This is a genomic window from Tessaracoccus sp. MC1679, assembly GCF_014164775.1.
Taxonomy (GTDB): domain Bacteria; phylum Actinomycetota; class Actinomycetes; order Propionibacteriales; family Propionibacteriaceae; genus Arachnia.
This window is the reverse complement of record NZ_JACJGB010000004.1, coordinates 22,976-46,915: the sequence shown is the minus strand read 5'-3', so window position 1 is coordinate 46,915 and position 23,940 is coordinate 22,976. Positions and strand designations below refer to the sequence as shown.

23 protein-coding genes are annotated in these 23,940 nt (G+C 69.1%); 5 read left to right on the top strand and 18 right to left on the bottom strand.

What is annotated here, in order from left to right:
- Positions 1-3 precede the first annotated feature (3 nt).
- The 5 genes from H5398_RS07515 to dxr all read right to left on the bottom strand — a co-directional run bounded on the left by H5398_RS07515 (position 4) and on the right by dxr (position 6,531).
- Entirely contained in the window at positions 4-1,773 is a 1,770-nt protein-coding gene (locus tag H5398_RS07515) for a proline--tRNA ligase (protein ID WP_182783010.1), read from the bottom strand.
- 214 nt (positions 1,774-1,987) lie between these two features.
- Positions 1,988-2,824: a GNAT family N-acetyltransferase gene (locus H5398_RS07510; RefSeq protein WP_182799597.1), complete on the bottom strand. Its 837-nt coding sequence runs from the start codon at positions 2,822-2,824 to the stop codon at positions 1,988-1,990.
- Positions 2,825-2,834: 10 nt separating this feature from the next.
- The gene (gene ispG / locus H5398_RS07505; protein WP_182783012.1) at positions 2,835-3,977 is read right to left on the bottom strand and encodes a flavodoxin-dependent (E)-4-hydroxy-3-methylbut-2-enyl-diphosphate synthase; all 1,143 of its coding nucleotides are present in this window, start codon (positions 3,975-3,977) and stop codon (positions 2,835-2,837) included.
- A gap of 71 nt (positions 3,978-4,048) precedes the next feature.
- The gene (locus tag H5398_RS07500; RefSeq protein WP_182783013.1) at positions 4,049-5,335 is read right to left on the bottom strand and encodes an RIP metalloprotease; all 1,287 of its coding nucleotides are present in this window, start codon (positions 5,333-5,335) and stop codon (positions 4,049-4,051) included.
- On the bottom strand, positions 5,332-6,531 hold the full coding sequence (dxr, locus tag H5398_RS07495) for a 1-deoxy-D-xylulose-5-phosphate reductoisomerase (RefSeq protein ID WP_182799596.1): 1,200 nt from the start codon (positions 6,529-6,531) through the stop codon (positions 5,332-5,334). Before dxr ends, H5398_RS07500 begins: the two co-directional genes overlap by 4 nt.
- Positions 6,532-6,595: 64 nt before the next feature.
- Between dxr and H5398_RS07490 the strand changes: the two genes are divergently transcribed.
- A complete protein-coding gene (locus tag H5398_RS07490; protein WP_182799595.1) occupies positions 6,596-7,288 on the top strand; it encodes a phosphotransferase in 693 nt (230 codons plus the stop codon).
- Positions 7,289-7,370: 82 nt separating this feature from the next.
- Here the strand turns inward: H5398_RS07490 and gdhA are convergent, their stop codons facing one another.
- The 7 genes from gdhA to rpsB all read right to left on the bottom strand — a co-directional run bounded on the left by gdhA (position 7,371) and on the right by rpsB (position 14,009).
- The gene (gene gdhA / locus H5398_RS07485; protein WP_182799594.1) at positions 7,371-8,708 is read right to left on the bottom strand and encodes an NADP-specific glutamate dehydrogenase; all 1,338 of its coding nucleotides are present in this window, start codon (positions 8,706-8,708) and stop codon (positions 7,371-7,373) included.
- Between the two features lie 87 nt (positions 8,709-8,795).
- The gene (rlmN, locus tag H5398_RS07480; protein WP_182799593.1) at positions 8,796-9,917 is read right to left on the bottom strand and encodes a 23S rRNA (adenine(2503)-C(2))-methyltransferase RlmN; all 1,122 of its coding nucleotides are present in this window, start codon (positions 9,915-9,917) and stop codon (positions 8,796-8,798) included.
- Positions 9,918-9,941: 24 nt separating this feature from the next.
- On the bottom strand, positions 9,942-10,802 hold the full coding sequence (locus tag H5398_RS07475) for a phosphatidate cytidylyltransferase (RefSeq protein ID WP_182799592.1): 861 nt from the start codon (positions 10,800-10,802) through the stop codon (positions 9,942-9,944).
- Complete coding sequence (frr, locus tag H5398_RS07470; RefSeq protein WP_182799591.1) at positions 10,802-11,359, bottom strand: ribosome recycling factor; 558 nt, start codon at positions 11,357-11,359, stop codon at positions 10,802-10,804. The genes H5398_RS07475 and frr overlap by 1 nt, the downstream gene beginning before the upstream one ends.
- 28 nt (positions 11,360-11,387) lie before the next feature.
- Positions 11,388-12,095 carry a UMP kinase gene (gene pyrH, locus H5398_RS07465; RefSeq protein WP_182799590.1) on the bottom strand — a complete coding sequence of 236 codons (708 nt, stop codon included), beginning with the start codon at positions 12,093-12,095 and terminating at the stop codon, positions 11,388-11,390.
- Positions 12,096-12,203: 108 nt separating this feature from the next.
- On the bottom strand, positions 12,204-13,013 hold the full coding sequence (tsf, locus tag H5398_RS07460; protein ID WP_182783021.1) for a translation elongation factor Ts: 810 nt from the start codon (positions 13,011-13,013) through the stop codon (positions 12,204-12,206).
- 30 nt (positions 13,014-13,043) lie between these two features.
- On the bottom strand, positions 13,044-14,009 hold the full coding sequence (gene rpsB / locus H5398_RS07455) for a 30S ribosomal protein S2 (protein ID WP_182799589.1): 966 nt from the start codon (positions 14,007-14,009) through the stop codon (positions 13,044-13,046).
- Positions 14,010-14,296: 287 nt separating this feature from the next.
- Between rpsB and H5398_RS07450 the strand changes: the two genes are divergently transcribed.
- Positions 14,297-15,211 (top strand): M23 family metallopeptidase, encoded by a 915-nt coding sequence (locus tag H5398_RS07450; protein WP_182799588.1) that lies wholly within the window; start codon positions 14,297-14,299, stop codon positions 15,209-15,211.
- Between the two features lie 23 nt (positions 15,212-15,234).
- Here the strand turns inward: H5398_RS07450 and H5398_RS07445 are convergent, their stop codons facing one another.
- A complete protein-coding gene (locus tag H5398_RS07445; RefSeq protein ID WP_220489240.1) occupies positions 15,235-16,140 on the bottom strand; it encodes a tyrosine recombinase XerC in 906 nt (301 codons plus the stop codon).
- 101 nt (positions 16,141-16,241) lie between these two features.
- Between H5398_RS07445 and def the strand changes: the two genes are divergently transcribed.
- Positions 16,242-16,859, top strand: a complete 618-nt coding sequence (def, locus tag H5398_RS07440) for a peptide deformylase (RefSeq protein WP_182799586.1) — start codon at positions 16,242-16,244, stop codon at positions 16,857-16,859.
- 11 nt (positions 16,860-16,870) lie between these two features.
- Here def and H5398_RS07435 read toward each other — a convergent pair whose 3' ends face one another.
- On the bottom strand, positions 16,871-17,722 hold the full coding sequence (locus H5398_RS07435; protein ID WP_182783026.1) for an RNA methyltransferase: 852 nt from the start codon (positions 17,720-17,722) through the stop codon (positions 16,871-16,873).
- Here H5398_RS07435 and H5398_RS07430 point away from each other — a divergent pair.
- On the top strand, positions 17,721-19,442 hold the full coding sequence (locus H5398_RS07430; RefSeq protein ID WP_182799585.1) for a chorismate-binding protein: 1,722 nt from the start codon (positions 17,721-17,723) through the stop codon (positions 19,440-19,442). The genes H5398_RS07435 and H5398_RS07430 overlap by 2 nt on opposite strands.
- Positions 19,439-20,395, top strand: a complete 957-nt coding sequence (locus H5398_RS07425) for a bile acid:sodium symporter family protein (RefSeq protein ID WP_182783028.1) — start codon at positions 19,439-19,441, stop codon at positions 20,393-20,395. The genes H5398_RS07430 and H5398_RS07425 overlap by 4 nt, the downstream gene beginning before the upstream one ends.
- Here the strand turns inward: H5398_RS07425 and H5398_RS07420 are convergent.
- The 4 genes from H5398_RS07420 to fabI form a co-directional block, all read right to left on the bottom strand.
- A complete protein-coding gene (locus tag H5398_RS07420) occupies positions 20,386-21,567 on the bottom strand; it encodes an SPFH domain-containing protein (protein WP_370585754.1) in 1,182 nt (393 codons plus the stop codon). The genes H5398_RS07425 and H5398_RS07420 overlap by 10 nt on opposite strands.
- Positions 21,568-21,636: 69 nt before the next feature.
- Positions 21,637-22,113: an NfeD family protein gene (locus tag H5398_RS07415; protein ID WP_370585748.1), complete on the bottom strand. Its 477-nt coding sequence runs from the start codon at positions 22,111-22,113 to the stop codon at positions 21,637-21,639.
- Positions 22,110-22,895, bottom strand: coding sequence for an ABC transporter ATP-binding protein (locus tag H5398_RS07410; RefSeq protein ID WP_182783030.1), 786 nt, complete (start codon positions 22,893-22,895; stop codon positions 22,110-22,112). The genes H5398_RS07415 and H5398_RS07410 overlap by 4 nt, the downstream gene beginning before the upstream one ends.
- 259 nt (positions 22,896-23,154) lie before the next feature.
- Positions 23,155-23,928, bottom strand: coding sequence for an enoyl-ACP reductase FabI (fabI, locus tag H5398_RS07405; protein WP_182799584.1), 774 nt, complete (start codon positions 23,926-23,928; stop codon positions 23,155-23,157).
- Positions 23,929-23,940: the final 12 nt, after the last annotated feature.

Sequence of the window (23,940 nt, the reverse complement as noted above, 5' to 3'; positions counted from 1 at the left end):
GGCTCAGCGCCCGGCTGCCAGCAGAACCTGGGCAACGATCTCGGCCACGGGCAGCTCCTGCCGCCCGCCGGTTCGCCGGTCGCGCAGCTCCACCACACCGTCGGCCAGTCCGCGACCCACCACGACGATGATGGGCATCCCCATGATCTCGGCGTCGGCGAACTTCACGCCCGGGCTTGCCTTGCGGTCATCGAGGAGGACGTCGACCCCGCGGCCCGACAGCTCTCCCGCGATCCGCTCGGCCTCGGCGAACACCGCCGCATCCTTGCCTGTGGCCACCACCTGTACCTGGAACGGCGCCAGCGCCAGCGGCCAGCAGAGGCCCTTGTCGTCGCAGGTGGTCTCTGCCACCGCGGCCACGGCTCGCGAGACGCCCACGCCGTAGGAGCCCATCGTGACCGTGACCAGCTTCCCGTTGGAATCCAGGACCTTCAGACCCAGCGCGTCGGCGTACTTGCGCCCGAGCTGGAAGATGTGGCCCATCTCGATTCCCCTGGCCAGGGTCAGCGGCCCGGAGCCGTCCGGCGCGGGATCGCCCTCTCGGACCTCCGCCACGTCCAGGACCCCATCGGCCACGAAGTCGCGGCCCGCGGTGACGCCCACCAGGTGCGTGTCCTTGAGGTTGGCGCCGGTGGCCCAGAACGTGCCCTCCACCACCCGGGGGTCCACGAGGTACTCGATGCCGGTGGCCGAATCCTTGCCGAGCACCCGGGTCCCGTCCAGCGACACCGGGGAGATGTAGCCCACCACCAGGTCTGGGAACTTCGCGAAGTCCTCGGCGCCGAAGGGCTCGGCGACGGACGGCTCGAGGGCTGCGGCCAACCGCTTGAGGTCCACCTCCCGATCCCCGGGGAGCCCGACGGCGAGCGCGCGCGTGGACCCGTCGGCGTCAGTGACCCGGAACAGGATGTTCTTGAGCGTGTCGGCACCGGTCCAGGAGCGATCGGGACGGTCGCGGTTGAGGATGTCGACAACGGCGGCGATCGATCCGGCGTCCGGGGTGTCGATCGGCGCCATGGCGGGTGCGTCCTCGACCGGCAGCGGCGCGGGAGCGGCGAACCGCACGGCCTCCACGTTGGCCGCGTAGCCGGCGGGCGAGCGGACGAAGGTGTCCTCGCCGTTGTCGGCCACTGCCAGGAATTCCTCCGAGCGTGAGCCGCCCATGGCGCCCGCCATGGCGGAGACGATGACGAATTCGAGGCCGAGGCGCTCGAAGATCCGCTGGTAGGCGTCGCGGTGCCGGAGGTAGCTCGCCTCGAGGCCGGCGTCGTCGACATCGAAGGAGTAGGAGTCCTTCATGATGAACTCGCGACCCCGGAGCAGGCCGGCCCGCGGGCGGGCCTCGTCGCGGTACTTGGTCTGGATCTGGTACAGCGACAACGGCAGGTCCTTGTAGGAGCTGTAGAGGTCCTTGACCATGAGGGTGAACATCTCCTCATGCGTGGGGCCGAGCAACAGATCCGCGCCCTTGCGGTCCTGCAGCCGGAACAGGTTGTCGCCGTAGTCAGACCAGCGGCCGGTGAGCTCATAGGGCTCACGGGGCAGCAGCGCCGGGAAGCGGACCTCCTGGGCGCCGATGGCGTCCATCTCCTCCCGGACGACGGCCTCCACCTTCTGCAGCACCTTCAGGCCCAGCGGCAGCCAGGAGTACACCCCGGGGGCGGCCCGGCGGATGTAGCCGGCGCGCACCAGCCAGCGGTGGCTGGGCACCTCTGCGTCGGCTGGGTCGTCGCGGAGGGTGCGGACGAACAGGCTCGACAGGCGAGTGAGCATGGGTGGCGCCTTTCTCGGGGTGGACCGGGGGTCAGCCTAGACCATGGCCCTAGGGAACCACTGACCAATCATGTCCCGGCTGCGGCGCACCGGATCGGGCGATCTGCCACCCCTCCATCTGGATATGGACGTCGAGTACACGCACCAGATGTAGTGGCGCCATCTCTTCCCGCCCGGCACGTCCTCACCGAGAACAGCATTGATCAGTGGTTCCCTAGAAGTGGACCGTGGCCAGTGCCCCCACCTCGACGAACCCCAGCCGCTCGTACGCCCTGATTGCGGGGGTGTTGAAGTCGTTGACGTAGAGGCTGATCCGCGGGAAGCGCCGCATCGCCAGGTGGAGCATGCCGGAGAGCGCGGGGACGCTCAGCCCCTGCCCGCGCAACTCCGGATCCACCCAGACCCCCTGGAGTTGCGCCTGTCCCCCCAGCTTGGGGCCGAGGTCCGCCTTGAAGATCACCTTGCCACGCTCGTCGACGATGCCGTAGGCGTCTCCCTCGACGAGGCGCTGCCTCACGAAACGCTCATAACCGGATCCGTACTTGAACGGCGAGCTGCCGATCTCGTCGGTGTACATGTGGACCGAGGCGTCGAGATAGCTGGCGTAGTCGTCGACGGTCAGCTTCCGGACCCGCTCATCCGCGGCAACCTGCGGGTCGGCATCCAGCAGCATGAGGGGTTGGCGCGCCCTGATGTTGGCGACGGGGCCCCACGAACCACGCCAGCGCTCGGTCAGGCCGAGGTGGAGCCCGAGCACCGAGATGGCCGGACCCAGAATGGAGGTGCAGCGACGCACCGGGCCGAGCTGCCCCACGAACGCGGGCAGGGCCCCGGGATCGAAGCCGGCGACGAAGACGGTGCCGCCGTCCAGCAAGAGGGCTGAGACCTCTCCGCCGCGCTGATAGGCGTAGACAGTTCCGAGGCGACGACGGTCTATCCCGTAGGTGGCCACCTTGGAGGCGAGGAACAGGTTCTCCACCGGGCTCCGGGCGAGGAACTCCAGGGCCTCATCCCGGTCGGCGCTGCCCAACGCGCGCACCCGGGAAGCCATGGGCGACAGCTTAGGAGACGGAGACGCTCGGCGCGCCCACCTCGCCCATCTCTGCGGCCAGGCGCTGCGCCTCGATGATCAGGGTCTCGACGATCTCGTCCTCAGGTACCGTCTTGATCACCTCGCCCTTGACGAAGATCTGGCCCTTGCCGTTACCCGAGGCCACACCCAGGTCCGCCTCGCGGGCCTCGCCCGGGCCGTTGACGACACAGCCCATGACCGCCACGCGCAGCGGCGCCTGCATGCCCTCGAGCCCCTTGGTCACCTGCTCGGCGAGCGTGTACACATCCACCTGGGCCCGGCCGCAGGACGGGCACGACACGATATCGAGCTTGCGGGGCTTGAGGTTGAGCGACTCGAGGATCTTGAGGCCCACCTTGACCTCTTCCGCCGGAGGGGCGGACAGCGAGACGCGGATGGTGTCGCCGATGCCGCGGCTGAGCAACGCCCCGAACGCGACCGACGACTTGATGGTGCCCTGGAAAGCCGGCCCGGCCTCCGTGACGCCGAGGTGCAACGGGTAGTCGCACTTCTCCGACAGCATCTCGTAGGCGCGCACCATCACCACCGGGTCGTTGTGCTTGACCGAGATCTTGAAGTCGTGGAAGCCGACGTCCTCGAACAGCGAGGCCTCCCACAGCGCCGACTCGACCAGCGCCTCCGCGGTGGGTGCGCCATGCTTGGCGAGCAGGCGCCTGTCGAGCGAGCCCGCGTTGACGCCGATCCGCAGTGACACCCCGGAGTCAGCCGCCGCCTTCGCGATCTCCGCGACCTTGTCGTCGAACTGCTTGATGTTGCCCGGGTTCACGCGCACCGCGGCGCACCCCGCGTCGATGGCCGCGAACACGTAGCGCGGCTGGAAGTGGATGTCGGCGATGACGGGGATCTGCGACTTCATCGCGATGATGGGCAGCGCCTCGGCGTCGTCCTGGCTGGGCACCGCGACGCGGACGATGTCGCATCCCGTGGCCGTCAGCTCCGCGATCTGCTGGAGCGTGGCGTTGATGTCCGTGGTTTTTGTGGTGGTCATCGACTGGACGCTGATCGGCGCGTCGCCGCCAACCATGACCTTGCCCACCTTGATCTGCCGGGTCTTGCGGCGGGGGGTGAGAACGGGGGCCGGCGCGGGGGGCATACCGAGGTTCACGGGCATGGCGCACAGCCTACCCGCATCGCGCACACCGCTGGTCGCACGGCGATGCGGTCCGGATCACCGCACCCCTCCTAGAGGATCTGGATCGGCGAGATGATGTCTGCAAGGATCAGCACCACGCCGCCGAGCAGGAGGAAACCGCCGACGAGGTAGGTGACGGGTAGGCCCTTGGCCGTGTCCGTGTGGCCGGGGTCCGGCCGGCCCATCAGGCGGGCTGTGTGCCTGCGGAGCCACTCCCAGATAGCCGCGGCCACGTGGCCGCCATCGAGTGGCAGCAGCGGCACGAGATTGAGCAGCGCGACGAACAGGTTCACAGATCCCAGCAGCGACAGCCAGGTGGCCGCCTTGTCCGCCACCTCGAGCTCGTCGCTGGCACCGATCTCCCCTGCCACGCGGGAGGCGCCCACGATCGACAGAGGCGAGTTGAGGTCACGCGGCTGCCCGGTCACCAGGTCAGCCGCAACGTTGTAGACCCGCACGGGGAAGCTGGCGAGTGCGACGACCGACTGTTTCGTCATGGTCCACATCTGGGCGGCCGTCGCCGCCACACCTCCACGCCGCTGCTCGATGGTTGGGCTCACCCCCAGGAACCCGGCCTCGACGGTGCGGGAGGGGTCCAACCGGTCAGGCACGAAATTCAGGACGGTGCGGACCTCTGGCAGCTCGATCCGTTGGCCATCGCGCTCGACGACGACGCGCGCCGCGCCGTCGCGGTTGTCCCGGATCAGGTCGCCCATCTGCTCCCAGCCGGTGAGCTCGGCGCCGTTGAACGCGAGCAGGATGTCGCCCGGCTGCACCCCGGCCAGGACAGCGGGGGTCTCCGGGTCACCGGGGCGGCAGGTGCGGTCCGCGCGGTCCACCGGGACGGCGCATTCGGAGACCGAGGCCACCGTCAGGGTTGCCGTCGGGACCCCGTAGGCCAGGTTGATCCCGAGGAAGATGGCGAAGGCGATCAGGATGTTCATCAGTGGCCCGCCCAGCATCACCACGATCTTCTGCCAGGTCTTCTTCTCGTAGAGCAGCCTGCCCTTGTCAGCCGCGGTGATGTCCTCGTACTCGACGGCGCGGGCCTCATCAGCCATCCGGGTCAGCCACCCACCCGGCTTGGCTGAGGGACGCCGGGGCGGGTACATGCCCATCAACCGCACGTAGCCGCCGAGCGGGATGGCCTTGATGCCGTACTCCGTCTCGCCCCGGGTGGTGGACCACAGCGTCTTGCCGAACCCGACGAAGTACTTGCTGACCCGGACCCCGAACAGCTTGGCGGGCACCAGGTGCCCCACCTCGTGGAGAGCGATCGAGGCCATGATGAGGGCGAAGAAGAGGATGGCGAACAGGACCGTGAGCACGGCGGTCATCGCGCGACCGCCAGCTCGGACGCCCTGGTGCGCCCCCACCGGTCCGCGGCGAGGACCGCCGGCACCGTGAGCGCGTCGTCGCCCACGTGTCCGGTCTGCAGGTGCTCCTCGACGCACGCGGCCACGATCCTGGTGATGTCCGGGAAACCGATGGTCCCTGCGCAGAAGGCGTCGACGCACGCCTCGTTGGCGGCGTTGTACACGGCGGGTGCGGTACCGGCCGCCTTGCCGGCCCTGCGAGCGAGCTCGACGGCGGGAAAGGTCTCATGGTCCAGGGGCTCGAACGTCCAGGTGGCCGCGCTGGTCCAGTCGCACGGGGCGGCGGCGTCAGCGAGCCGCTCCGGCCAGGTCAGCGCGATACCGATGGGCAGGCGCATGTCCGGCGGCGACGCCTGGGCGATCGTGGAACCGTCGTGGAACTCCACCATCGAGTGCACGATGGACTGCGGGTGCACGGTGACGACGATGTCGTCGAAGCCGACGCCGTACAGCAGCGCGGCCTCGATCAGCTCGAGGCCCTTGTTGACCAGGGTGGCGGAGTTGATGGTGATCACCCGTCCCATGTTCCAGGTGGGGTGCGCCATCGCCTGCTCCGGAGTGACCTCAGCGATCTGCTCCTGGTTCCAGCCTCGGAACGGGCCGCCGGAGGCGGTGAGGATCAGCCGGCGCACCTCGTCTGCCCGTCCGGCTCTCAGCGCCTGGGCGAACGCCGAGTGCTCGGAATCCACAGCGACGATCTGGCCTGGGGCAGCGGCCTGCACGACCAACCTGCCGCCGATCACCAGCGACTCCTTGTTGGCCAGCGCCAGCGTGCTTCCCGCGGCCAGCGCCGCGAGCGTGGGGCCGAGACCGGCCGCCCCGGTGATGGCGTTGACCACGACGTCGACGCCCGCCCCGGCGAGCTGCGTGGAGGACTCTGGGCCGAGCAGCAGCTTCGGCAGCTGGTACTGGCCGGTGCTCCATCCGCGACGGTCCGCCTCGGCATACAGCGCACGTTGGAGCTCCTGGGCGGCGCTGGCCCTGGCCAGCCCCACGGTCTCCGGCTCGAACTCGATGATCTGGCGTGCGAGCAGCTCCAGATTGCCTCCCGAGGCCGAGAGCGCCAGCACCCGGAACTGGTCCCTCCTGCTGGAGATCACCCCCAGGGTCTGGGTGCCGATGGATCCGGTGGAGCCCAGCAGGGCGATGGTGCGCACCAGGTAAGTCTATGCGCCCGCCGTCGGCTGAGATCCGGCGGCGATGTCGTGCCAAGATCGTCCCATGCCCCTTGCCACCCCTCCCCCCGCCGGAACCCCGGTCCCGTTCGCCATCACCCGATGGGCCGCGCAGAACCGGCGCCGCGTCGACGAGTTGGTCTGGCTCAACGAGCTCGGCGGGCTCACCGCCCGCGTCGTCGGTCCTGACACCACCCCCTTGTTCGCCAAGTGGAGCCCTCAAGACCTCCTCCCGGAGGCCGAGCGGCTCTCGTGGTTGGCCAGCCGGTTCCCATCCCCCCGGATGGTGGAATACGAAGAACTCGACGCCGGCTGGTTGATCGTCACCATGGGGCTGCCCGGTCACTCCGCGGTGGACGCGCGTGGGCAGGCACACCCCGACCGTGCGGCGGCCGCCATCGGGGAGGGGCTGGCGATGCTGCACAGCCTTGATCCGAGCGACTGCCCCTTCGGTCCGGCCGACTGGATCGGTGTGCAGGACGACGTCGATGTGCTGGTGGTGGCTCACGGCGACCCGTGCGCCCCGAACACGCTGGTCGCCGACGACGGAAGGTTCGTAGGCATCGTCGACGTCGGCGACCTGGGCGTGGCGGACCGCTGGGCTGATCTCGCCATCGCGTCATGGTCGCTGGAGTGGAACTTCGGCCCCGGCCACGAAGACGCGTTCTGGGCCGGGTACGGCGAAGCGCCGGACCCTGAACGGATCCGGCGCTACCGCACCCTGTGGGGCGAGCCGTGACTGGGGAACCACTGATCAATCATGTCCTGGCTGCGGCGCACCGGCTCGGGCGATCTGCCACCCCTCCATCTGGATATGGACTTCAGACCAGACCGAAGGCCTGCATCGCTGATGCGACGCGCTCGAAACCCGTGATGTTGGCGCCCAGGACGTAGTCCCCGGGCGAACCGTAGGATTCGGCCGTCTCGGCACACAGATCGTGGATGTTGCGCATGATCGCCGTCAGACGCTCCTCGGTGTACTCGAAGCTCCAGGAGTCACGCGAGGCGTTCTGCTGCATCTCCAGCGCCGAGGTGGCCACGCCACCGGCGTTGGCCGCCTTGCCCGGCCCATAGAGGATCTTCGCTTCCTGGAAGGCGCGGATGCCATCAGGAGTGGTGGGCATGTTCGCGCCCTCGGCGACGGCCTTGACACCGTTGCGGATCAAGGTCACCGCGTGCTTACCGTTGAGCTCGTTCTGGGTGGCCGACGGCAGAGCGACCTCCACCGGAACATCCCAGATGGAGCCGTCTGCCACGTAGGTGGCCGAGCTGCGGCGCTCGGCGTAGTCGCTGACGCGTCCGCGCTCAATCTCCTTGATCTGCTTGAGCAGGTCGAGATCGACGCCCGCCTCGTCGATGACATAGCCCGTCGAATCGGAGAACGTGATGACCTTTCCGCCGATCTGGTGAACCTTCTCGATGGCGTAGATGGCCACGTTGCCGGAGCCGGAGACGCTGACCAGCTTGCCGTCGAACGACTCGCCCCGTGTCTTGAGCATCTCGTCGGCGAAGACCACTGTGCCGTAGCCCGTGGCTTCGGTCCGCACCAGCGATCCGCCCCAGGCGATGCCCTTGCCGGTCAGGACGCCTGACTCGTAGCGGTTGGTGATGCGCTTGTACTGGCCGAACATGTAGCCGATCTCGCGACCGCCGACGCCGATGTCTCCTGCTGGGACGTCGGTGTATTCGCCGAGGTGGCGGTACAGCTCGGTCATGAAGGACTGGCAGAAGCGCATGACCTCGGAGTCGGACCGGCCGCGCGGGTCGAAGTCGGAGCCGCCCTTACCGCCGCCGATGGGCAGCCCGGTGAGCGAGTTCTTGAAGATCTGCTCGAAGCCCAGGAACTTGATCACGCCGAGGTAGACGCTCGGATGGAAGCGCAGGCCGCCCTTGAAGGGGCCGAGGGCGGAGTTGAACTCCACGCGGAAGCCGCGGTTGACGTGCACCTCGCCCTTGTCGTCCATCCACGGCACGCGGAAGATGATCTGGCGCTCAGGCTCACAGATGCGCTGAAGGACCTTGGAGTCGAGGTACTCAGGGTGCCGCTTGATGACGGGCTCGAGGCTCTCGAAGACCTCGCGGACGGCCTGGTGGAACTCGGCCTCCCCGGGGTTGCGGGCTACGACACTCTGGAAGACGCCCTCCAGTTGTTGCTCCATCGTTACTCCTTCGGATTGAGTTCAGCGGGACGATAGTAGCCACCCAGGAGGTGCGTGTGGGGGCGGGTCCCCCATCTGGTCATCGAGCTACTGGCTGACCGAGGCGGCCAGCTGGCCGCAGGCGCCGTCGATCTCGGAGCCGCGGGTGTCGCGGAGGGTGACCGGGACGCCTCGCCGCTCCAGGGTCTGCATGAAGGCGCGTTCGTCCTCCTTGCGGGAGGCCGTCCACTTCGAGCCCGGCGTGGGATTCAGCGGGATGAGGTTGACGTGTACCCAGCCCCAGTCGCCGCGCTTCTTCAGTAGCGTGGCCAACAGGTCGGCCCGTGCGACGGAATCATTGATGTCGCGCATCAGCGCGTACTCGATCGACACCCGACGCTTCGTGGTGCGCGCGTACTCCCACGCGGCGTCGACTACCTCGCCCACCTTCCATCTGGTGTTGATGGGCACGATCTCGTCGCGCAACTCGTCGTCCGGGGCATGCAGCGACACGGCAAGGGTGAGGGGCAGCCCTTCGGCCGTCAGCTGTTGGATCTTGGGTACCAGGCCGACGGTGGAGACCGTGATGCCGCGGGCGCTCATCCCGAATCCGTCCGGGCTGGGTGCGAGGAGGGTACGGATGGAGCCCAACACCGCCTTGTAGTTGGCCAGCGGCTCCCCCATGCCCATGAACACGATGTTGTTGAGACGTCCTGACGCCCCGGGCACCACGCCGGATGCGAGCATCTGGTTGGCCGCGAGGGCCTGCACCGTGATCTCGGCCTGGCTCAGGTTGCGCTGCAGGCCTCCCTGCCCAGTGGCGCAGAACGGGCAGGCCATCCCGCAGCCGGCCTGCGACGAGATGCACAGTGTTGAGCGGCCTGGGTAGCGCATGAGCACGGACTCGAGAAGGGAGCCGTCGTGCAGGCGCCACAGGGTCTTGATGGTGGTGCCGCGGTCCGCGGTGCGCTGGGTCACCTGCTCGAGCAGGCGCGGGAACAGCTGCTCCCCCAGATCGTCACGGATGGCGGCCGGAATGTCGGAGAAGCCGGCCACGCTGTCGTCGAGCCTGTCGAAGAGGTGCCGCGAGATCTGGTTGGCACGGAACCTGGGCAGGCCGAGCCTCTGGGTGGCATCGATCCGCTCGTCGACGCTCAGATCCAGCCAATGCTTGGGGGCCTTACCCCTGGCGGGCGCATCGAAGACGATGGGCAGCTGTGTTCCGGACATTGGTCACCTTTTCGATGGAGAGCCTCAGCCGCCGAGGGCGAGGTGGAGAACGAGCCAGCCGACGGGGACGGCCACGAGCATCGAGTCCAGACGATCCATGACACCCCCGTGGCCAGGGAGGAAGTTGGACATGTCCTTGATCCCGGCGTCGCGCTTCAGCAGGGACTCGACCAGATCACCGACGGTGGCTGCCAGACTCACCAGTACTCCGAGCGGGACACCGACCCACCACGGCGCTCCGAGGAGGAACACCGAGGCCAGGACGGCCACTGCGGTGGTCACCGCGACACCGCCGGCCAGGCCTTCCCAGGTCTTGCCCGGGCTGATGTGCGGGGCGAGCTTGTGCCGTCCGATGAGGGAGCCGACGCCGTAGGCGCCGGTATCTGAGGCGACGACACATGCGATGACGGTCAGGATCCGCAGTTGACCATCCGGCGCCGCCATCAGGAGCGGCACGAACATGCCCAGCAACGGGATGTACGCGATCACAAGGGCGCTGGCCGCGACGTCGCGGATGAAGCCCTCGGCCCCGCGGAACAGCCGCCATGCCAGAGCGACGATGGTGGTGGCGCCCAGGCAGATGATGACGAACGAGGTCGGGGTGACCCGCATGTCAGTGACGGCCGCGAGGTAGCCGCCGACCACGCTGAGGGCCGTGCCCGCCACGATGGGCAGGATCTCGGCGCGCATCCCCTTCCTGAGGAGCGCCCGATGAACCTCGACGGCCGCGGCACTCAGCCCGACGGCGACCAGCCCGATGAACAGCCAGGGGAACCAGATGAGCCCCACGGCGAAGGACACGAACAACGCGACGCCCACCCCGATGGCCACCGGGAGGTCCCGGCCCGCCTTCGGGGTGTGCGTCTGGTTGTCGCTGGTGGTCATCAGACCTCGAGCAGCTCAGCTTCCTTGTGCTTGAACAACTCGTCGATGCTCTCGACGAACTTCTTCGTGGTGGCGTCGAGCGCCTTCTCGGCGCGCGCCAGGTCGTCCTCGCTGATCTCGCCGTCCTTCTGGGCCTTCTTCAGATGGTCCATAGCGTGCCGACGGACGTTGCGCACCGCGATGCGGCCGTCCTCGGCCTTGGCCTTGGCCATCTTGATGTACTCGCGGCGACGCTCCTCAGTCAGCTGGGGGACGAGGATACGCACGGAGTTGCCGTCGTTGCTGGGATTGACGCCGAGGTCCGCGTCGCGGATGGCTCGCTCGATGGCGCCGATGGCGCTCCTGTCGAAGGGGGTGATGACCATGGAGCGCGGGTCAGGTGAGGTGAAGCTGGCCAGCTGCTGCAGGGGCGTGGGCGCTCCGTAGTAGTCCGCGGTGATCTTGTTGAACATGGCGGGATGGGCCCGCCCCGTGCGGATCGTGGACATGTCCTCGCGGGTGTGGTCCACGGCGTGCTGCATCCTGGTGGACGCGTCGTTCTGGGTTTCGACGATCATGACAGTGCTCCTGAGGTGACTGGGGTGGCTAGCGCGAGACCAGGGTGCCGATCGGCTCCCCGGCGACGACTCGCCCGATGTTGCCCGGTGTGGAGAGGTTGAAGAAGACGATACTGAGGTTGTTGTCGCGCGCCAGCGAAATGGCTGTGGCGTCCGCGACCTTCAGGTCCTCCATGAGGAACTGGTCGTAGGAGAGGCGGTCGAACTTCGTGGCCTCTGGGTGGGTCTTGGGATCTTTGTTGTAGACGCCGTCGACGCCCTGCTTGCCCATCAGCAGCACCTCCGCCCCGATCTCGAGGGCCCGCTGGGCGGCCACCGTGTCGGTCGAGAAGTAGGGCATGCCGGAGCCGGCGCCGAAGATGACCAGCCGCCCCTTCTCCAGGTGTCGTTCGGCGCGCCTCGGAATGTAGGGCTCCGCCACCTGGGCCATGTTGATCGCCGACTGCACGCGGGTCTCGATGCCTGCCTTCTCGCAGAAGTCCTGCAACGCGATGCTGTTCATCACAGTGCCGAGCATGCCCATGTAGTCCGCCCGGTCCCGCGCCATCCCGTTCTGCGACAGCTCGGCGCCGCGGAAGTAGTTGCCGCCGCCGACGACCACCGCCACCTGGGTGCCGGAACGCACCACCTCAGCGATCTGCTCAGCGATGTTGGCCACCACGATGGGATCCACGCCGAGCTTTCCTCCACCGAACACCTCCCCCGACAGCTTCAGAAGGACTCGTCGATAAGCCACTGGGCCTCCTCGTTCTGGCTGGGTCGCCTCATGCGCGTGCGCCGCGACCCGAGCGGGTCGCGGCGCACGTCACTCTACTTCACTGTGCAGCGGGCTGCTTGTCCTGGGTCAGGCGCCGACCGCGAACCGCACGAAACGCACGATCTCGGTGTTGCCGGCCTTGAGCGCGTCACCGACGGACTTCTTGTCCTCCCACACGGCAGCCTGGTCGACCAGGACGACGTCCTTGAAGAAGCCACCGACGCGACCCTCGACGATCCGCGGGAGGGCACCCTCGGGCTTGCCCTCCTCCTTCGCGGTGGCCTCAGCGATCCGCCGCTCGTTCTCGACGACATCCGCCGGCACCTCGTCGCGAGTGACCCACTGGGGCGACATGGCGGCGATCTGCATCGCGACCTGGTGCGCCAGCGCCTCGTCGCCCTGGTACTCGACCAGGACGCCGACCTGCGGAGGCAGATCCGCGGCACGGCGGTGCAGGTACAGGTGGGTGGCGCCGTCGAAGTTGGCCGCATTGACCACGGAGAGGTTCTCTCCGATCTTGGCACCCAACTCCTGGACCGCGTCCAGGACCTTGGCGCCCGATGCGAGGGACGCATCGTTGGTGGAGGCGACGTCCGTGGCACCGGAGGTGAGGACAGCGGAGAGGATGTCGTCGGCGAGGGAGACGAACTCGGCGTTCTTGGCGACGAAATCGGTCTCGGAGGCGAACTGGATGAGTGCCCCGTCGCGGCCTGCGACGATGCCGTTGGTGGCCTCGCGGTCTGCCCGCTTGGCGGCCTTCGCCAGGCCGGAGATGCGCAGCAACTCGATGGCCTTCTCGAAGTCGCCCTCGGCCTCGGTGAGGGCCCTCTTCGCGTCCATCATCCCCGCGCCGGTGGCGTCGCGGAGCTTCTTCACGTCAGCGGCAGCAATTGCCATGAGTGGTGTTTCCCGTCTTGTTGGTGTGGATCAGTTGGCGGCGGTGGTGTCGTCAGAGGAGGGAGCCTCGGCGTCGACAGCAGGGGCCTCGGACTCGACGACGGGGGCAGCCTCAGCCTCAACGGCCGGGGCCTCCTCGACTGCGGGGGCGGCGACCTCGGCCTCGGCGACGGGGGCCTCGGCCTCGACGACGGGGGCCTCGGCCTCGACGACGGGGGCCTCCGCCGGGGTGGCCTCGGCGCCGAGGAGCTCCAGCTCCCAGTCAGGCATCGGCTCTGCGGCGACCTGCTCGCCACTGCGGCCGGCGGAGCGCTCGATGAGGCCCTCGGCGACGGCGTCGGCGATGATGCGGGTCAGCAGCGCGACGGAACGGATGGCGTCGTCGTTGCCCGGCACCGCGAAGTCCACCTCATCGGGATCGCAGTTGGTGTCCAGGATGCCCACCACAGGGATGTGCAGCTTGCGGGCCTCGTCGACGGCGAGGTGCTCCTTCTTGGTGTCCACGATCCAGACCGCCTGCGGGGTCTTGGCCATGTCGCGGATGCCGCCGAGGGTCTTGTCCAGCTTGATCTTCTCGCGCTCGAGCTGCAGGAGCTCCTTCTTCGTGAGCCCGGAGCCGGGGACGTCGGCGAAGTCCATGCCCTCCAGCTCCTTCAGGCGCTGGATGCGCTTGGTGACCGTGTGGAAGTTGGTGAGCATGCCGCCCAGCCAGCGCTGGTTCACGTACGGCATGCCGACGCGGGTGGCCTGCTCGGCGATGGCCTCCTGGGCCTGCTTCTTGGTGCCGACGAAGAGCACCTGGCCGCCGCGTGCCACGGTGGACTTGACGAAGTGGTACGCCTTGTCGATGTAGCTTAGCGAGAGCTGGAGGTCGATGATGTAGATGCCGTTGCGCTCGGTGAAGATGAACCGCTTCATCTTGGGGTTCCAACGACGGGTCTGGTGCCCGAAGTGAACGCCCGACTCGAGCAGCTGGCGGGTGGAGACGACGGCCATGGCCGGTCCTTTCGCGGCAGGGCTCCGCCCCGCCTGACTTCGGTGGGCCGAGGCCCACGGTGGTTACGATGACCCCAGCGGGGCCAATGCCTGATGCGCCCGGCGCCGCACCCGCTCCGGAGATCGGGACCACGCGGCCACCGGCGGTCCCCCGCGCGGCGCATGCGATGTCAACCCAGAGGTTGCAGGGTCATCTTAGACGGGTGCGTCCAACCGCGACAAACGCACCTGTCCACAGCTGGCAGCGCCAGCGGGAGATCGGGGCGACCGCTGACGAACAAGAAGGCATGCGCCCACTTCTGGTCTCCTTCGCCCTGTTCGCCGTGCTGCTCACCTGCGTCTCCCCCGCGGCCGCTGCTGCCGGCCTGCTCCTGGAGCCTCCGGTTCAGGGACGCCTCGTCCGCGGCTTCGACGCGCCCGCATCGCCCTACGCTGCCGGTCATCGCGGGGTGGACCTGGCAGGCACGGCTGGGACGGCTGTGAGGGCCGCGGCGGCTGGGCGCGTGCACTTCTCGGGCTTCGTGGCCGGCCGCGGCACGGTCTCCATCGACCATGGGAACGGCTGGCGGACCACGTACCAACCGGTCTCCCCAGGGGTGGGCGAGGGCGAGGTGGTCGCCGCCGGGGACCGCATCGGCACGCTCGCCTCCGGGCATTGCGACGGGGAATCGTGCCTGCACTGGGGACTGACCGACGGCGAACGCTACCTCGACCCTCTGCTCTACCTCGAGACTGCGGTGGTCAGGCTGCTGCCCGCCGGTTCGGAGCCCAGGCCGATGCCGGAGCTCCCCGCGGCCCGTGCCAGCACCGTCGGGACCCTGCCCGTGGACGGGCCCGTGTCGTCTCCGTTCGGGATGCGCCGCCATCCCGTCACGGGCGTGGTCAAGCTGCACGACGGCGTGGACCTGGCCGCCTCCTGCGGCACCCCTGTCAACGCCCCCAGCGGCGGCGTGGTGGTGGACGCGTCCTTCCACGTGGCCTACGGCTACCGGGTCAGGATCGATCACGGAGGAGGGCTGACCATGTCGTACACCCACCTGCCGGGGCTGGAGGTGCGTGAGGGCCAGCAGGTGGCCGCCGGGGCGCGCATCGGGCGCGTCGGCAACACCGGACTCTCCACCGGGTGTCACCTGCACTGGATGGCGTGGCTGAACGGCAGCCTGACCGATCCGCTTACATTGCGCTCCGGCTCCGGTGGGTGACCGGCTCACCGGCCCGCCATGAGTCAGGCGCGCGGATGCGCCTGACGGAAGGCGTCGCGGAGGCGCTCGGAGGTGACATGTGTGTAGATCTGGGTGGTGGCCACCGACGCGTGGCCCAGCATCTCCTGCACGCTGCGCAGGTCAGCTCCGCCCTCGATGAGGTGGGTGGCCATCGCGTGGCGGAGCCCGTGGGGTCCCACGTCCATCCCTGGGCCGGCGGCCGAGGTGAGGTCATGGACCACCCTGCGGGCCACCCGCGGATCCAGCGCCCCGCCCCTTGCGCCCAGGAACACGGTCTCCGGGCTGCCCACCCGTGCCAGCTGCGGACGCAGGTCGAGCCAGGAGTCGATCGCGCGGAGGGCGGGCAGCCCCACCGGCACTGTGCGCTGCTTGCCGCCCTTGCCCAGCACGCTCAGGGATTGACGCTCCCGGTCGACGTCGCGCAGCAACAGGCCGCACGCCTCCGAGACGCGCAGGCCGCTGGAGTAGAGGACCTCCACCAGCGCGAGATCCCTTCTCGCGAGCGGAGAATCCTCCCCGCCTACGCGCGCCTCCGCCCCGAGGATGCCCGCCTCCACGGCACCCACAGGCAGCACGGTGGGCAGCAGCTGCCTCCGCTTCGGCGCTCGGAGCCGCGCGGCGGGATTCATCGCCACGGGCACCTCGCGCTGCGCCCAGGCGAAGAAACCCCGCGCGCACGCCACCCGGCGCTGCACTGTGGCGGTCGCGGCCCCATCGTCGGTCATCCGGGCGAGCCACCCACGGAGCCGCCCGAGGGTGACGCGGCCCACCTCGACGTCGACGAAGCGGGCCAGATCGGCCAGATCGGTGCGGTAGGCGCGCACCGTGTGGGGCGACAGGCCACGCTCGGCGCGAAGGTGCGCCGAGTACTCGTCCAGCAGGGCGGACCACCCCGGGGGAAGCTCCATACCTGTCAGTGTCGCGCACCGCGCACGCGGGGGCGCAGCACGACACCCGTGCGGCATACTGGGCACCCGAAAGAGCGTGGACGAGCACTGCTGGAGGACACATGGCGCAGGACGATCTCACCCAGGGCGGCTCCGTCCGCCCGATGACCAGGTGGGGAACCCCCGTCATGCACGCCAGAACCGAGCCGGTGACCGAGTTCGGCGAGGAGCTGCACACGCTCATCCGTGACATGTTCGCCACCATGCGCGCCTCGGAGGGCGTGGGCCTGGCCGCCACCCAGGTGGGAGTGGGGCTCGCCGTGTTCATCTACGAATGCCCAGACGGCGACGACCGGCTCCAGACCGGCGTCGTGTGCAACCCGGTGGTCACCATGCCCGAGGGAAGCGACCGCCAGCTGGACGCAGCGGACGAGGGCTGCCTCTCGTTCCCAGGCGGCTACGCCATGCTGGCGCGGCCGGACAAGGCCCGTTGCGTCGGTCAGGACCCGTGGGGCAACGAGATCGTCGTGGAGGGCACGGGTCTGCTCGCCCGCTGTCTCCAGCACGAGACCGATCACCTCAACGGAACGGTCTTCGGCGATCGCCTCTCCGCGCGCTCCCGCAGGCAGCTGGACCGCAAGGTGGCCGAGTTGGCCTGGCGCTATCCGGATGACTGGCCGATCTCCCCGAAGGCCGCCCACGCCACTCCTGTCGGAGAGACTGAGCCCCCGCGGACCTGAGCTCTTCCCCTTCACCGGGACTGGACGCCCGGGCGCAGTCCGTAGGCCAGGATCGCGGCGGCCGCGGCCACGTTCAACGAGTCCACGCCCTGGGCCATGGGAATGGTCACGTGGTGATCCGCGGCGGCCTGCCACGCGTCGCTCAGGCCGCGGCCCTCGGTGCCGAGCAGGAGGGCCACCCTCTCGGGCGTCTCGAACTCGGCCAGGTCCACAGCAGCGGTCGACAGCGTCGAGGCGACGAGCGAGAAGCCGGCCTCGCGGAGGCCGATGAGGTCCGCATCGGAGTCCATCCGGCGCCACGGCAGCGCGAGCGACGCTCCCATCGAGGCCTTGATCGCCCGCCGGTAGAGCGGGTCGGCACTGCCTGGGGAGACGATGACCGCGTCCCAGCCGAGCCCGGCCGCCACCCTGATGATTGCGCCGATGTTGGCGTGATCGACGATCTCCTCGCACACGATGACGCGCCGGGACCCGGCGATCTGCTCCCATGACGCCTCCGCCGGGCGGTCGAAGGAGCCGAGCGCTCCCCTGTGGACGTGGAAGCCGCTGATCCTCTCGATGAGCGCCTCCGTCGACACGTAGACCGGCACCTCTGGCCAGCGCTCCAACAGCGGCTCCACGCCCGGCAACCATCTCGGCTGCACCAGGAGTGACCGGGGGCGGCACCCGGCAGCGAAGGCCCGCTCGATGATCTTGACGCCCTCGGCGATGAATCGCCTCTCATCGGAGCGCCTCAACTGGGCGTCACGGAGGCCCGCGAAGTCCAAGAGCCGTTCGTCGGCGGGGTCGGTCACGTCGATCAGCACGGCCCGACGATACCGCCCGACACCGGGGAGGCCGATCGGGATAGCCTTGTGCGCCATGGACCCGTTCGTGCTGCTCGACGACGCCCGTCGGGGCAGCGCGACCCTCCTCACCGGACTCCGTCGGGTGGACCCGGTCACGCTGGAGAGCCTCGACGAGACGCTGCGCCACGGCTGGGCGGAAGGGCTGCACGCCTTCGCCTGGCTCCCCTACGACCTGGGCGAGGCACACGCCGGGCTCCAGGACACCGCGCCGGGCGCTGTCTACTGGTTCCAGGATCGGGCGGCCGCGGACCCCGTCGACGTGCTGCCCGACGATGGCCACGCATGGCTGGCCGATGTTGCCCACGACGTGGACCGCGCACACTTCGGCCTGGCGGTGGCTGACCTCCAGGAGGTCATCGCCGCCGGCACCAGCTATCAGATCAACTACACGCATCGGGTCACCGGACGCCTCGTCGGCGACCCGATGGCCCTCTACGCCAGGCTGCGCCGGCGGCAGCCGGCCGCGTACGGGGCACTGGCGCGCCTTCCCGCGCCGGCGGCGCCCTGGACGCTCAGCCTCTCCCCCGAGTTGTTCATCCGCGTGGCCGATGGTTCGGCGGTGGCCAGGCCGATGAAGGGCACGGCGCCGGCCTGGACGGACCCCGTCGCCCTGCGCGAGGACCCCAAGAACCGGGCAGAGAACCTGATGATCGTCGACCTCCTCCGCAACGACCTCAGCCGCGTCGCGGTGCCCGGAACAGTGGCGGTGTCAAGGTTGTTCGAGGTGGAGCGGGTCGGTGACCTGTGGCAGATGACCAGCACGGTCAGCGGCCGCCTGGTCCCCGGCACGACGCCGGCGGACCTCCTCGCCGCCACCTTCCCCTGCGGGTCGATCACCGGGGCGCCCAAGCTGGCCAGCATGCGCCTCATCCGCGGCGCGGAGCTGGACGGTCGCGGGCTCTACACCGGTAGCCTCGGCCTGATCGATCCTGCCACCGACGAACTGGGCTGGGCCATGAACCTCAGCATCGCCATCCGCACCCTGGAGGTCGACGGCGAGGGCAGGGTGCGGCTCGGCATCGGCTCCGGGGTGGTCGCGGACAGCACCCCTGACGGCGAGTGGGCCGAGTGCCTCGCGAAGGCCGCCTTCGCCACCGGCCTGAGACCCACCGTGACATTGAAGGAGACCCTGCGCGTGGTCGATGGCGTCGCGCCGCTCGGCACCAGGCATCAGGCACGGCTGACCGCCTCGGCCCGCGAGCTGGGCTTCGGCCCCGTCGAGGCGGTGGTGGAGGCGGCAGTCCGCGACACTCCAACCGGTGCCTGGCGGGTGGCCATCGACGTGGCCCCCACGGGCGCGGCGTCGGTGACCCGGACCCCGCTGGAGCCCCCGCTCTCCCAGGTGCGGCTCAGGCTGGCCGAAGCGCCGTGGGTCCCCGGGCCGCTGGCCAGGCACAAGACCTCGGCGCGCGGACTCTACGACGACGCCGTGCGTGCGGCCTCCGCGGCTGGGGCCTTCGACACCATCGGTTTCGACGCCCATGGCCGCATCCTGGAAGGGGGACGCACTTCGGTGTTCGCTCTCCTCGACGGCCGTTGGGTCACCCCGCCGCTCGACCTGAGAATTCTCGACGGCGTCCAACGCTCAGCGGTCCTCTCCGACCCCGCGCTGCTCGGAGCAGGGTCTGTGGCGGAGTACCCCGTGACGGTGGCGGAACTCCGCCGGGCCGACGCCATCACCGTCACCAACGCCGTGCGCGGGGTCCTGGCGGCCCGTCTGGAGGAGAGTCAGTGAAACTGAAGGTCGACCCCATCCTCGTGATCATCCTCGGCACCTTGGCCCTCGGCCTGCTGCTGCCGGTGAGCGGGCGTCCCGCCGAGATCCTGGACCTGGTCACCCGGGTGGGCGTCTTCGTGCTCTTCTTCGGCTACGGCGCGCGGCTGTCCGCTGCCGAGACCCGATCGGGGTTGAAGAACTGGAGGCTGCACCTGGCCATCCTCAGCACCACGTTCGTCGTCTTCCCACTGTTGGCGGTCCCCGTGCTGGCCATCCCCGACGCCGTGTTGTCGGCCCCCATCCGGGTTGGGCTGATCTTCCTGTGCCTGGTGCCCTCGACTGTGCAGTCGTCGATCACCTTCACCTCGCTGGCCGGCGGCAACGTGGCCGCCGCCATGGTCTCGGCGACGGCCTCGAACGTCCTGGGGGTGGTGATCACCCCGCTGCTGGCCATCGTGTTCATCCCCACAGCCAGCGGCGGATCGATCGGCTTCGAGCAGGTGTGGGGCGTGGTGGTGCAACTCTTGCTGCCCTTCGTGCTGGGGCAGCTGTCGCGGGTGGTGACGGCCGGATTCATGGCCCGGCACAAGGCGCGCCTCAAGTTCCTGGACCAGGCGGTGATCATGCTGATCGTCTACGGCGCCTTCTCCGAACTGCGCGTCTCCGGCGTCTGGCAGCAGCTGGCGCTCACCGAACTCCTGCTGCTGGTTCCCCTTGCGCTGGCACTCCTAGCCCTGATGTTCTCCTACACGTGGGCGCTGGGCGGGTGGCTCGGCTTCCCGCGCGAGGACCGGATCGCGCTCATGTTCTGCGGCACCAAGAAGTCGCTGGCCACGGGCGTGCCCATGGCCAGCGTGCTGTTCCCCGGCGCCACCGTCGGTGTGCTGGTGATCCCGCTCATGCTGTACCACCAGGCGCAACTGCTGGCCAGCTCGGTGCTGGCCACGAGGCTACGCGAGGCTCAGGACTGAGGCCCCCACGGGCTGGACTGCTCCTCGCCGGCCTGCTGGGGTGAGGAGGACGGCTGGGGTGAGGAGGACGAGTTACCGTCCCCGATGGACAGCGGTTCCTCACCGGAGGGCGCCAACGATCTGGGCGTGGTGCTGATGTGCGCCCGCCTCGACGCGGCGCGCCCCGCATCAAGGGCCTGCGCATCGGCGATCGCCTGCTCGACGGTGGCGTTGGAACGCTGACGATCACGCACGGCCTGTTCCTCGATCTCCGCCTGCACGTCCACCATCTCGGGTGCCTCGAACTTCTGCGCGGCCTGAGACACGTAGTCGCGGACCCCGCCAGTCTCGGCCACCTGGCCCAGGCCCTTGAGGGCATCGTTGAGCTCGCTGGGGATGACCCACACCTTGTTCGAATCGCCCTTGGCGAGCTTCGGCAGCATCTGCATGTACTGGTAGGCCAGCAGCGCCTGATCGGGTTCTGCGGCGTGAATGGCGTTGAACACCTTGGTGATGGCCTGCGCCTCACCCTCGGCGTGCAGCATCTGCGCCTGCCTGTCGGCCTGGGCACGCAGCACAGCGGCCTCACGGTCGCCCTGTGCGCGCAGGATCGCCGCCTCCCTGTCGCCACCCGCAGACAGGATCTGAGACTGACGCTGCCCCTCGGCGATGAGGATGGAGGCCCTCTTGTCGCGCTCGGCGCGGGCGCCCTTCTCCATCGCGTCACGGATGGTGGGAGGCGGCTCGATGGCGCGCAGCTCCACCCGGTTGACCTTGATGCCCCACTTGCCGGTGGCCTCGTCGAGCACGGCACGAAGCCGCTGGTTGATCTCCTCGCGTGAGGTCAGCGCCGCCTCGAGGTCCATGCCGCCGATGATGTTGCGCAGCGTGGTCATGGTGAGCTGTTCGATGGCGGCGCGGTAGTTCTGCGCCTCGTAGGCGGCGCGCACCGGATCGACGATCTGGAAGTAGATGACCGAGTCGATGGAGACCATCAGGTTGTCCTCGGTGATGACGCCCTGCGGCGGGAACGGCACCACCTCCTCGCGCATGTCCAGCACGTAGCGGACCTGGTCGAAGAACGGGACGACGAGGTGGGGGCCCGGCTCAAGCGCCTTGCGGAACTTGCCCAGCCGTTCGACCAGCGCAACCTTCTGCTGCCGGATGATCTTGAGCGTGGCCGCCAGCGTCATGACGATGAGGATGACGAGTGCGATGAGTACCCAGAGAGTGATGTCGGGCATGGTTTTTCTCCTAGGAGGTTAGCTGCCGAGCTGACGATGGGTGGGATAGACGATGAGTGTGATGCCGTCGAGGCCGAACACCTCGACGTCCTCGTCGGGGCCGATCACGACGTTCGGGTCGAAGGAGCGCGCCTCCCAGATCTGACCCTCGACCTTCACCTCGCCCCGGCTGCCGGTGATCTCTCCCTGCGAGCGTCCAGATGCCCCCACCAGCTTGTCCAGCGAGGAACGGTAGCCGGGGGCCCGCCGGACGCGTTCGAGGAGGGTGGGGCGCAGCACGAACAGGGTGAGGACGGCGGTGGTGAGCGCGACGAGGACCTGCAGCCAGACGAGACCGGGAAAGATCAGCGCGGTGACGCCGCCCATCACCGCCCCCGAGGCGAGCATGAGGAGGGTGAGGTCCATGGTGAGGAGCTCGGCCGCGGCGAGGAGGGCGGCCAGAATGCCCCAGCCTGCCCACAGGTTGGTCCGGATCCATTCCAGCCACTCGTTCACATGCGGCTCCTCGCGCTCCAGCGTCCGCCGTCGTGGGTGACGCGCAGCGGCATGTCGAAGGTGCGGCTGAGGTTTTCGTCGGTGAGCGTGGAGCTGATCGGCCCGTCGGCCACGATGCGCCCGTCGCGCATCAGGAGGCAGTGCGTGACACCCTGCGGGATCTCCTCCACGTGGTGGGTGACCAGCACCGTCGCCGGGGAGTCGGGGTCCACGCAGAGGGCGGACAAGGTGTCCACCAGCGCCTCCCGCCCGGCGAGATCCAGGCCGCCAGCGGGCTCGTCCAACAGCAGCAGCTCGGGGTCCGTCATCAGCGCCCGGGCGATCTGCACCCGCTTGCGCTCGCCCTCGCTGAGGGTGCCGAACGTGCGCTCACGAAGGTGGGCGACGCGCATCGACGACAGCAGGTGGTCCGCCTGGGCCACGTCGTACTCGTCGTACTCCTCGCGCCACCGGCCGACGATGGCGTAGGCGGCCGAGAGCACCACGTCGCTGACCCGCTCGTCGGCGGGGATCCGGTCCGCGAGCGCGGAGGACGTGAGCCCGATGCGGGGCCGAAGCTCGAACACGTCGACGGTGCCCACCACCTCCCCGAGGATGCCGACGATGCCGTCGCTGGGGTACAGCTGGGCCGACAGGAGCTGGAGCAGCGTGGTCTTCCCGGCGCCGTTGGGGCCGATGACCACCCAGCGCTGCGCCTCGCCGATCACGAGGCTCACATCGTCGAGGAGGGTGGCCCCGCCACGCTTGATCGTCACGCCCGCTAGTTCTGCCACCGCTGCCATGCCACCCAACCTACCGGACGCCGGCGGCGCCCAGAGCCTGGCCGTGAGTGGTGGGGGGTGCGGGCCTGGCCGGGTTGGTCGGGCCTGCGCGAAGAAGCGGACGATGAAGCGCGCTGGGTGGTGGGGGCCGGGGCAGGTTGGGTGGGCGTTGATGACGGGCCGGCAGCGCGTAGCGCCGCGGCCGGAATCATGGGCGGCCCGGCCCCCACCACCCAGTGCGGACACAACCCGCCACCCGCGACCCGCGACCCGCGACTGCTCAGGCTCCGGTGGAGTGCAACCCGCCGTCGACGTGGATCATCTCGCCGGTGGTGGCGGGGAACCAGTCGCTCAGCAGCGCCACGACGGCCTTCGCGGAGGGGACGGCGTCCGAGGTGTCCCAGGGCAGGGGGGAGCGCGTCGACCAGGTGTCGTTGAAGGACGATGCTCCCGGGATGGCCTTCTTCGCCACGGTGTCCAGGGGGCCTGCGGCCACCAGGTTGCAGCGGATGCCGTCCGGGCCGAGGTACCGGGCCAGGTAACGCGAGGTGGACTCCAGCGCCGCCTTGGCCACGCCCATCCAGTCGTAGGTGGGCCAGCTGATCCGGGCGTCGAAGGTGAGGCCCACCACGCTGGCGCCGCGGTTGAGCAGCGGCTTGCAGGCCATGGTCAGCGACTGCAGCGAGTATGCGGAGATGTGCAGGGCGGCTCCGACCGTCTCCCAGTCCGTGGTGAGAAACGCGCCCCCCAGGGCCTTCTCCGGGTGGGCGTAGGCGATCGAGTGCACGATGCCGTCCAGGCCGCCGTCGAAGTGCTCGGCCAACACGCCCGGAAGCGCAGCGAGGTGCTCGGGGGCCGTGACGTCCAGCTCAATCAGCGGCGGCACCGGGTCCAGCTTGGAGATGGCCCGCTGGGCCGGGCCGATGGCGCGACCGGCCGCCGAGACCACGATCGTGGCGCCCTCGCGCTGCGCGATCTCTGCGACCGCGTACGCGATCGAGGTCCGCATGGTCACGCCGGTGACCAGGATGTTCTTGCCTTCAAGGAGACCCATCGTCAGGTCCTT

Bases quoted from the DNA above. Each gene is read 5' to 3' on its own strand.
- H5398_RS07515 (WP_182783010.1), bottom strand. From the start codon at position 1,773: ATGCTCACTCGCCTGTCGAGCCTGTTCGTCCGCACCCTCCGCGACGAC.
- H5398_RS07510 (WP_182799597.1), bottom strand. From the start codon at position 2,824: ATGGCTTCCCGGGTGCGCGCGTTGGGCAGCGCCGACCGGGATGAGGCC.
- ispG (WP_182783012.1), bottom strand. From the start codon at position 3,977: ATGCCCGTGAACCTCGGTATGCCCCCCGCGCCGGCCCCCGTTCTCACC.
- H5398_RS07500 (WP_182783013.1), bottom strand. From the start codon at position 5,335: ATGACCGCCGTGCTCACGGTCCTGTTCGCCATCCTCTTCTTCGCCCTC.
- H5398_RS07490 (WP_182799595.1), top strand. From the start codon at position 6,596: ATGCCCCTTGCCACCCCTCCCCCCGCCGGAACCCCGGTCCCGTTCGCC.
- gdhA (WP_182799594.1), bottom strand. From the start codon at position 8,708: ATGGAGCAACAACTGGAGGGCGTCTTCCAGAGTGTCGTAGCCCGCAAC.
- rlmN (WP_182799593.1), bottom strand. From the start codon at position 9,917: ATGTCCGGAACACAGCTGCCCATCGTCTTCGATGCGCCCGCCAGGGGT.
- H5398_RS07475 (WP_182799592.1), bottom strand. From the start codon at position 10,802: ATGACCACCAGCGACAACCAGACGCACACCCCGAAGGCGGGCCGGGAC.
- frr (WP_182799591.1), bottom strand. From the start codon at position 11,359: ATGATCGTCGAAACCCAGAACGACGCGTCCACCAGGATGCAGCACGCC.
- tsf (WP_182783021.1), bottom strand. From the start codon at position 13,013: ATGGCAATTGCTGCCGCTGACGTGAAGAAGCTCCGCGACGCCACCGGC.
- rpsB (WP_182799589.1), bottom strand. From the start codon at position 14,009: ATGGCCGTCGTCTCCACCCGCCAGCTGCTCGAGTCGGGCGTTCACTTC.
- H5398_RS07450 (WP_182799588.1), top strand. From the start codon at position 14,297: ATGCGCCCACTTCTGGTCTCCTTCGCCCTGTTCGCCGTGCTGCTCACC.
- H5398_RS07445 (WP_220489240.1), bottom strand. From the start codon at position 16,140: ATGGAGCTTCCCCCGGGGTGGTCCGCCCTGCTGGACGAGTACTCGGCG.
- def (WP_182799586.1), top strand. From the start codon at position 16,242: ATGGCGCAGGACGATCTCACCCAGGGCGGCTCCGTCCGCCCGATGACC.
- H5398_RS07430 (WP_182799585.1), top strand. From the start codon at position 17,721: ATGGACCCGTTCGTGCTGCTCGACGACGCCCGTCGGGGCAGCGCGACC.
- H5398_RS07435 (WP_182783026.1), bottom strand. From the start codon at position 17,722: ATGGCGCACAAGGCTATCCCGATCGGCCTCCCCGGTGTCGGGCGGTAT.
- H5398_RS07420 (WP_370585754.1), bottom strand. From the start codon at position 21,567: ATGACGCTGGCGGCCACGCTCAAGATCATCCGGCAGCAGAAGGTTGCG.
- H5398_RS07410 (WP_182783030.1), bottom strand. From the start codon at position 22,895: ATGGCAGCGGTGGCAGAACTAGCGGGCGTGACGATCAAGCGTGGCGGG.
- fabI (WP_182799584.1), bottom strand. From the start codon at position 23,928: ATGGGTCTCCTTGAAGGCAAGAACATCCTGGTCACCGGCGTGACCATG.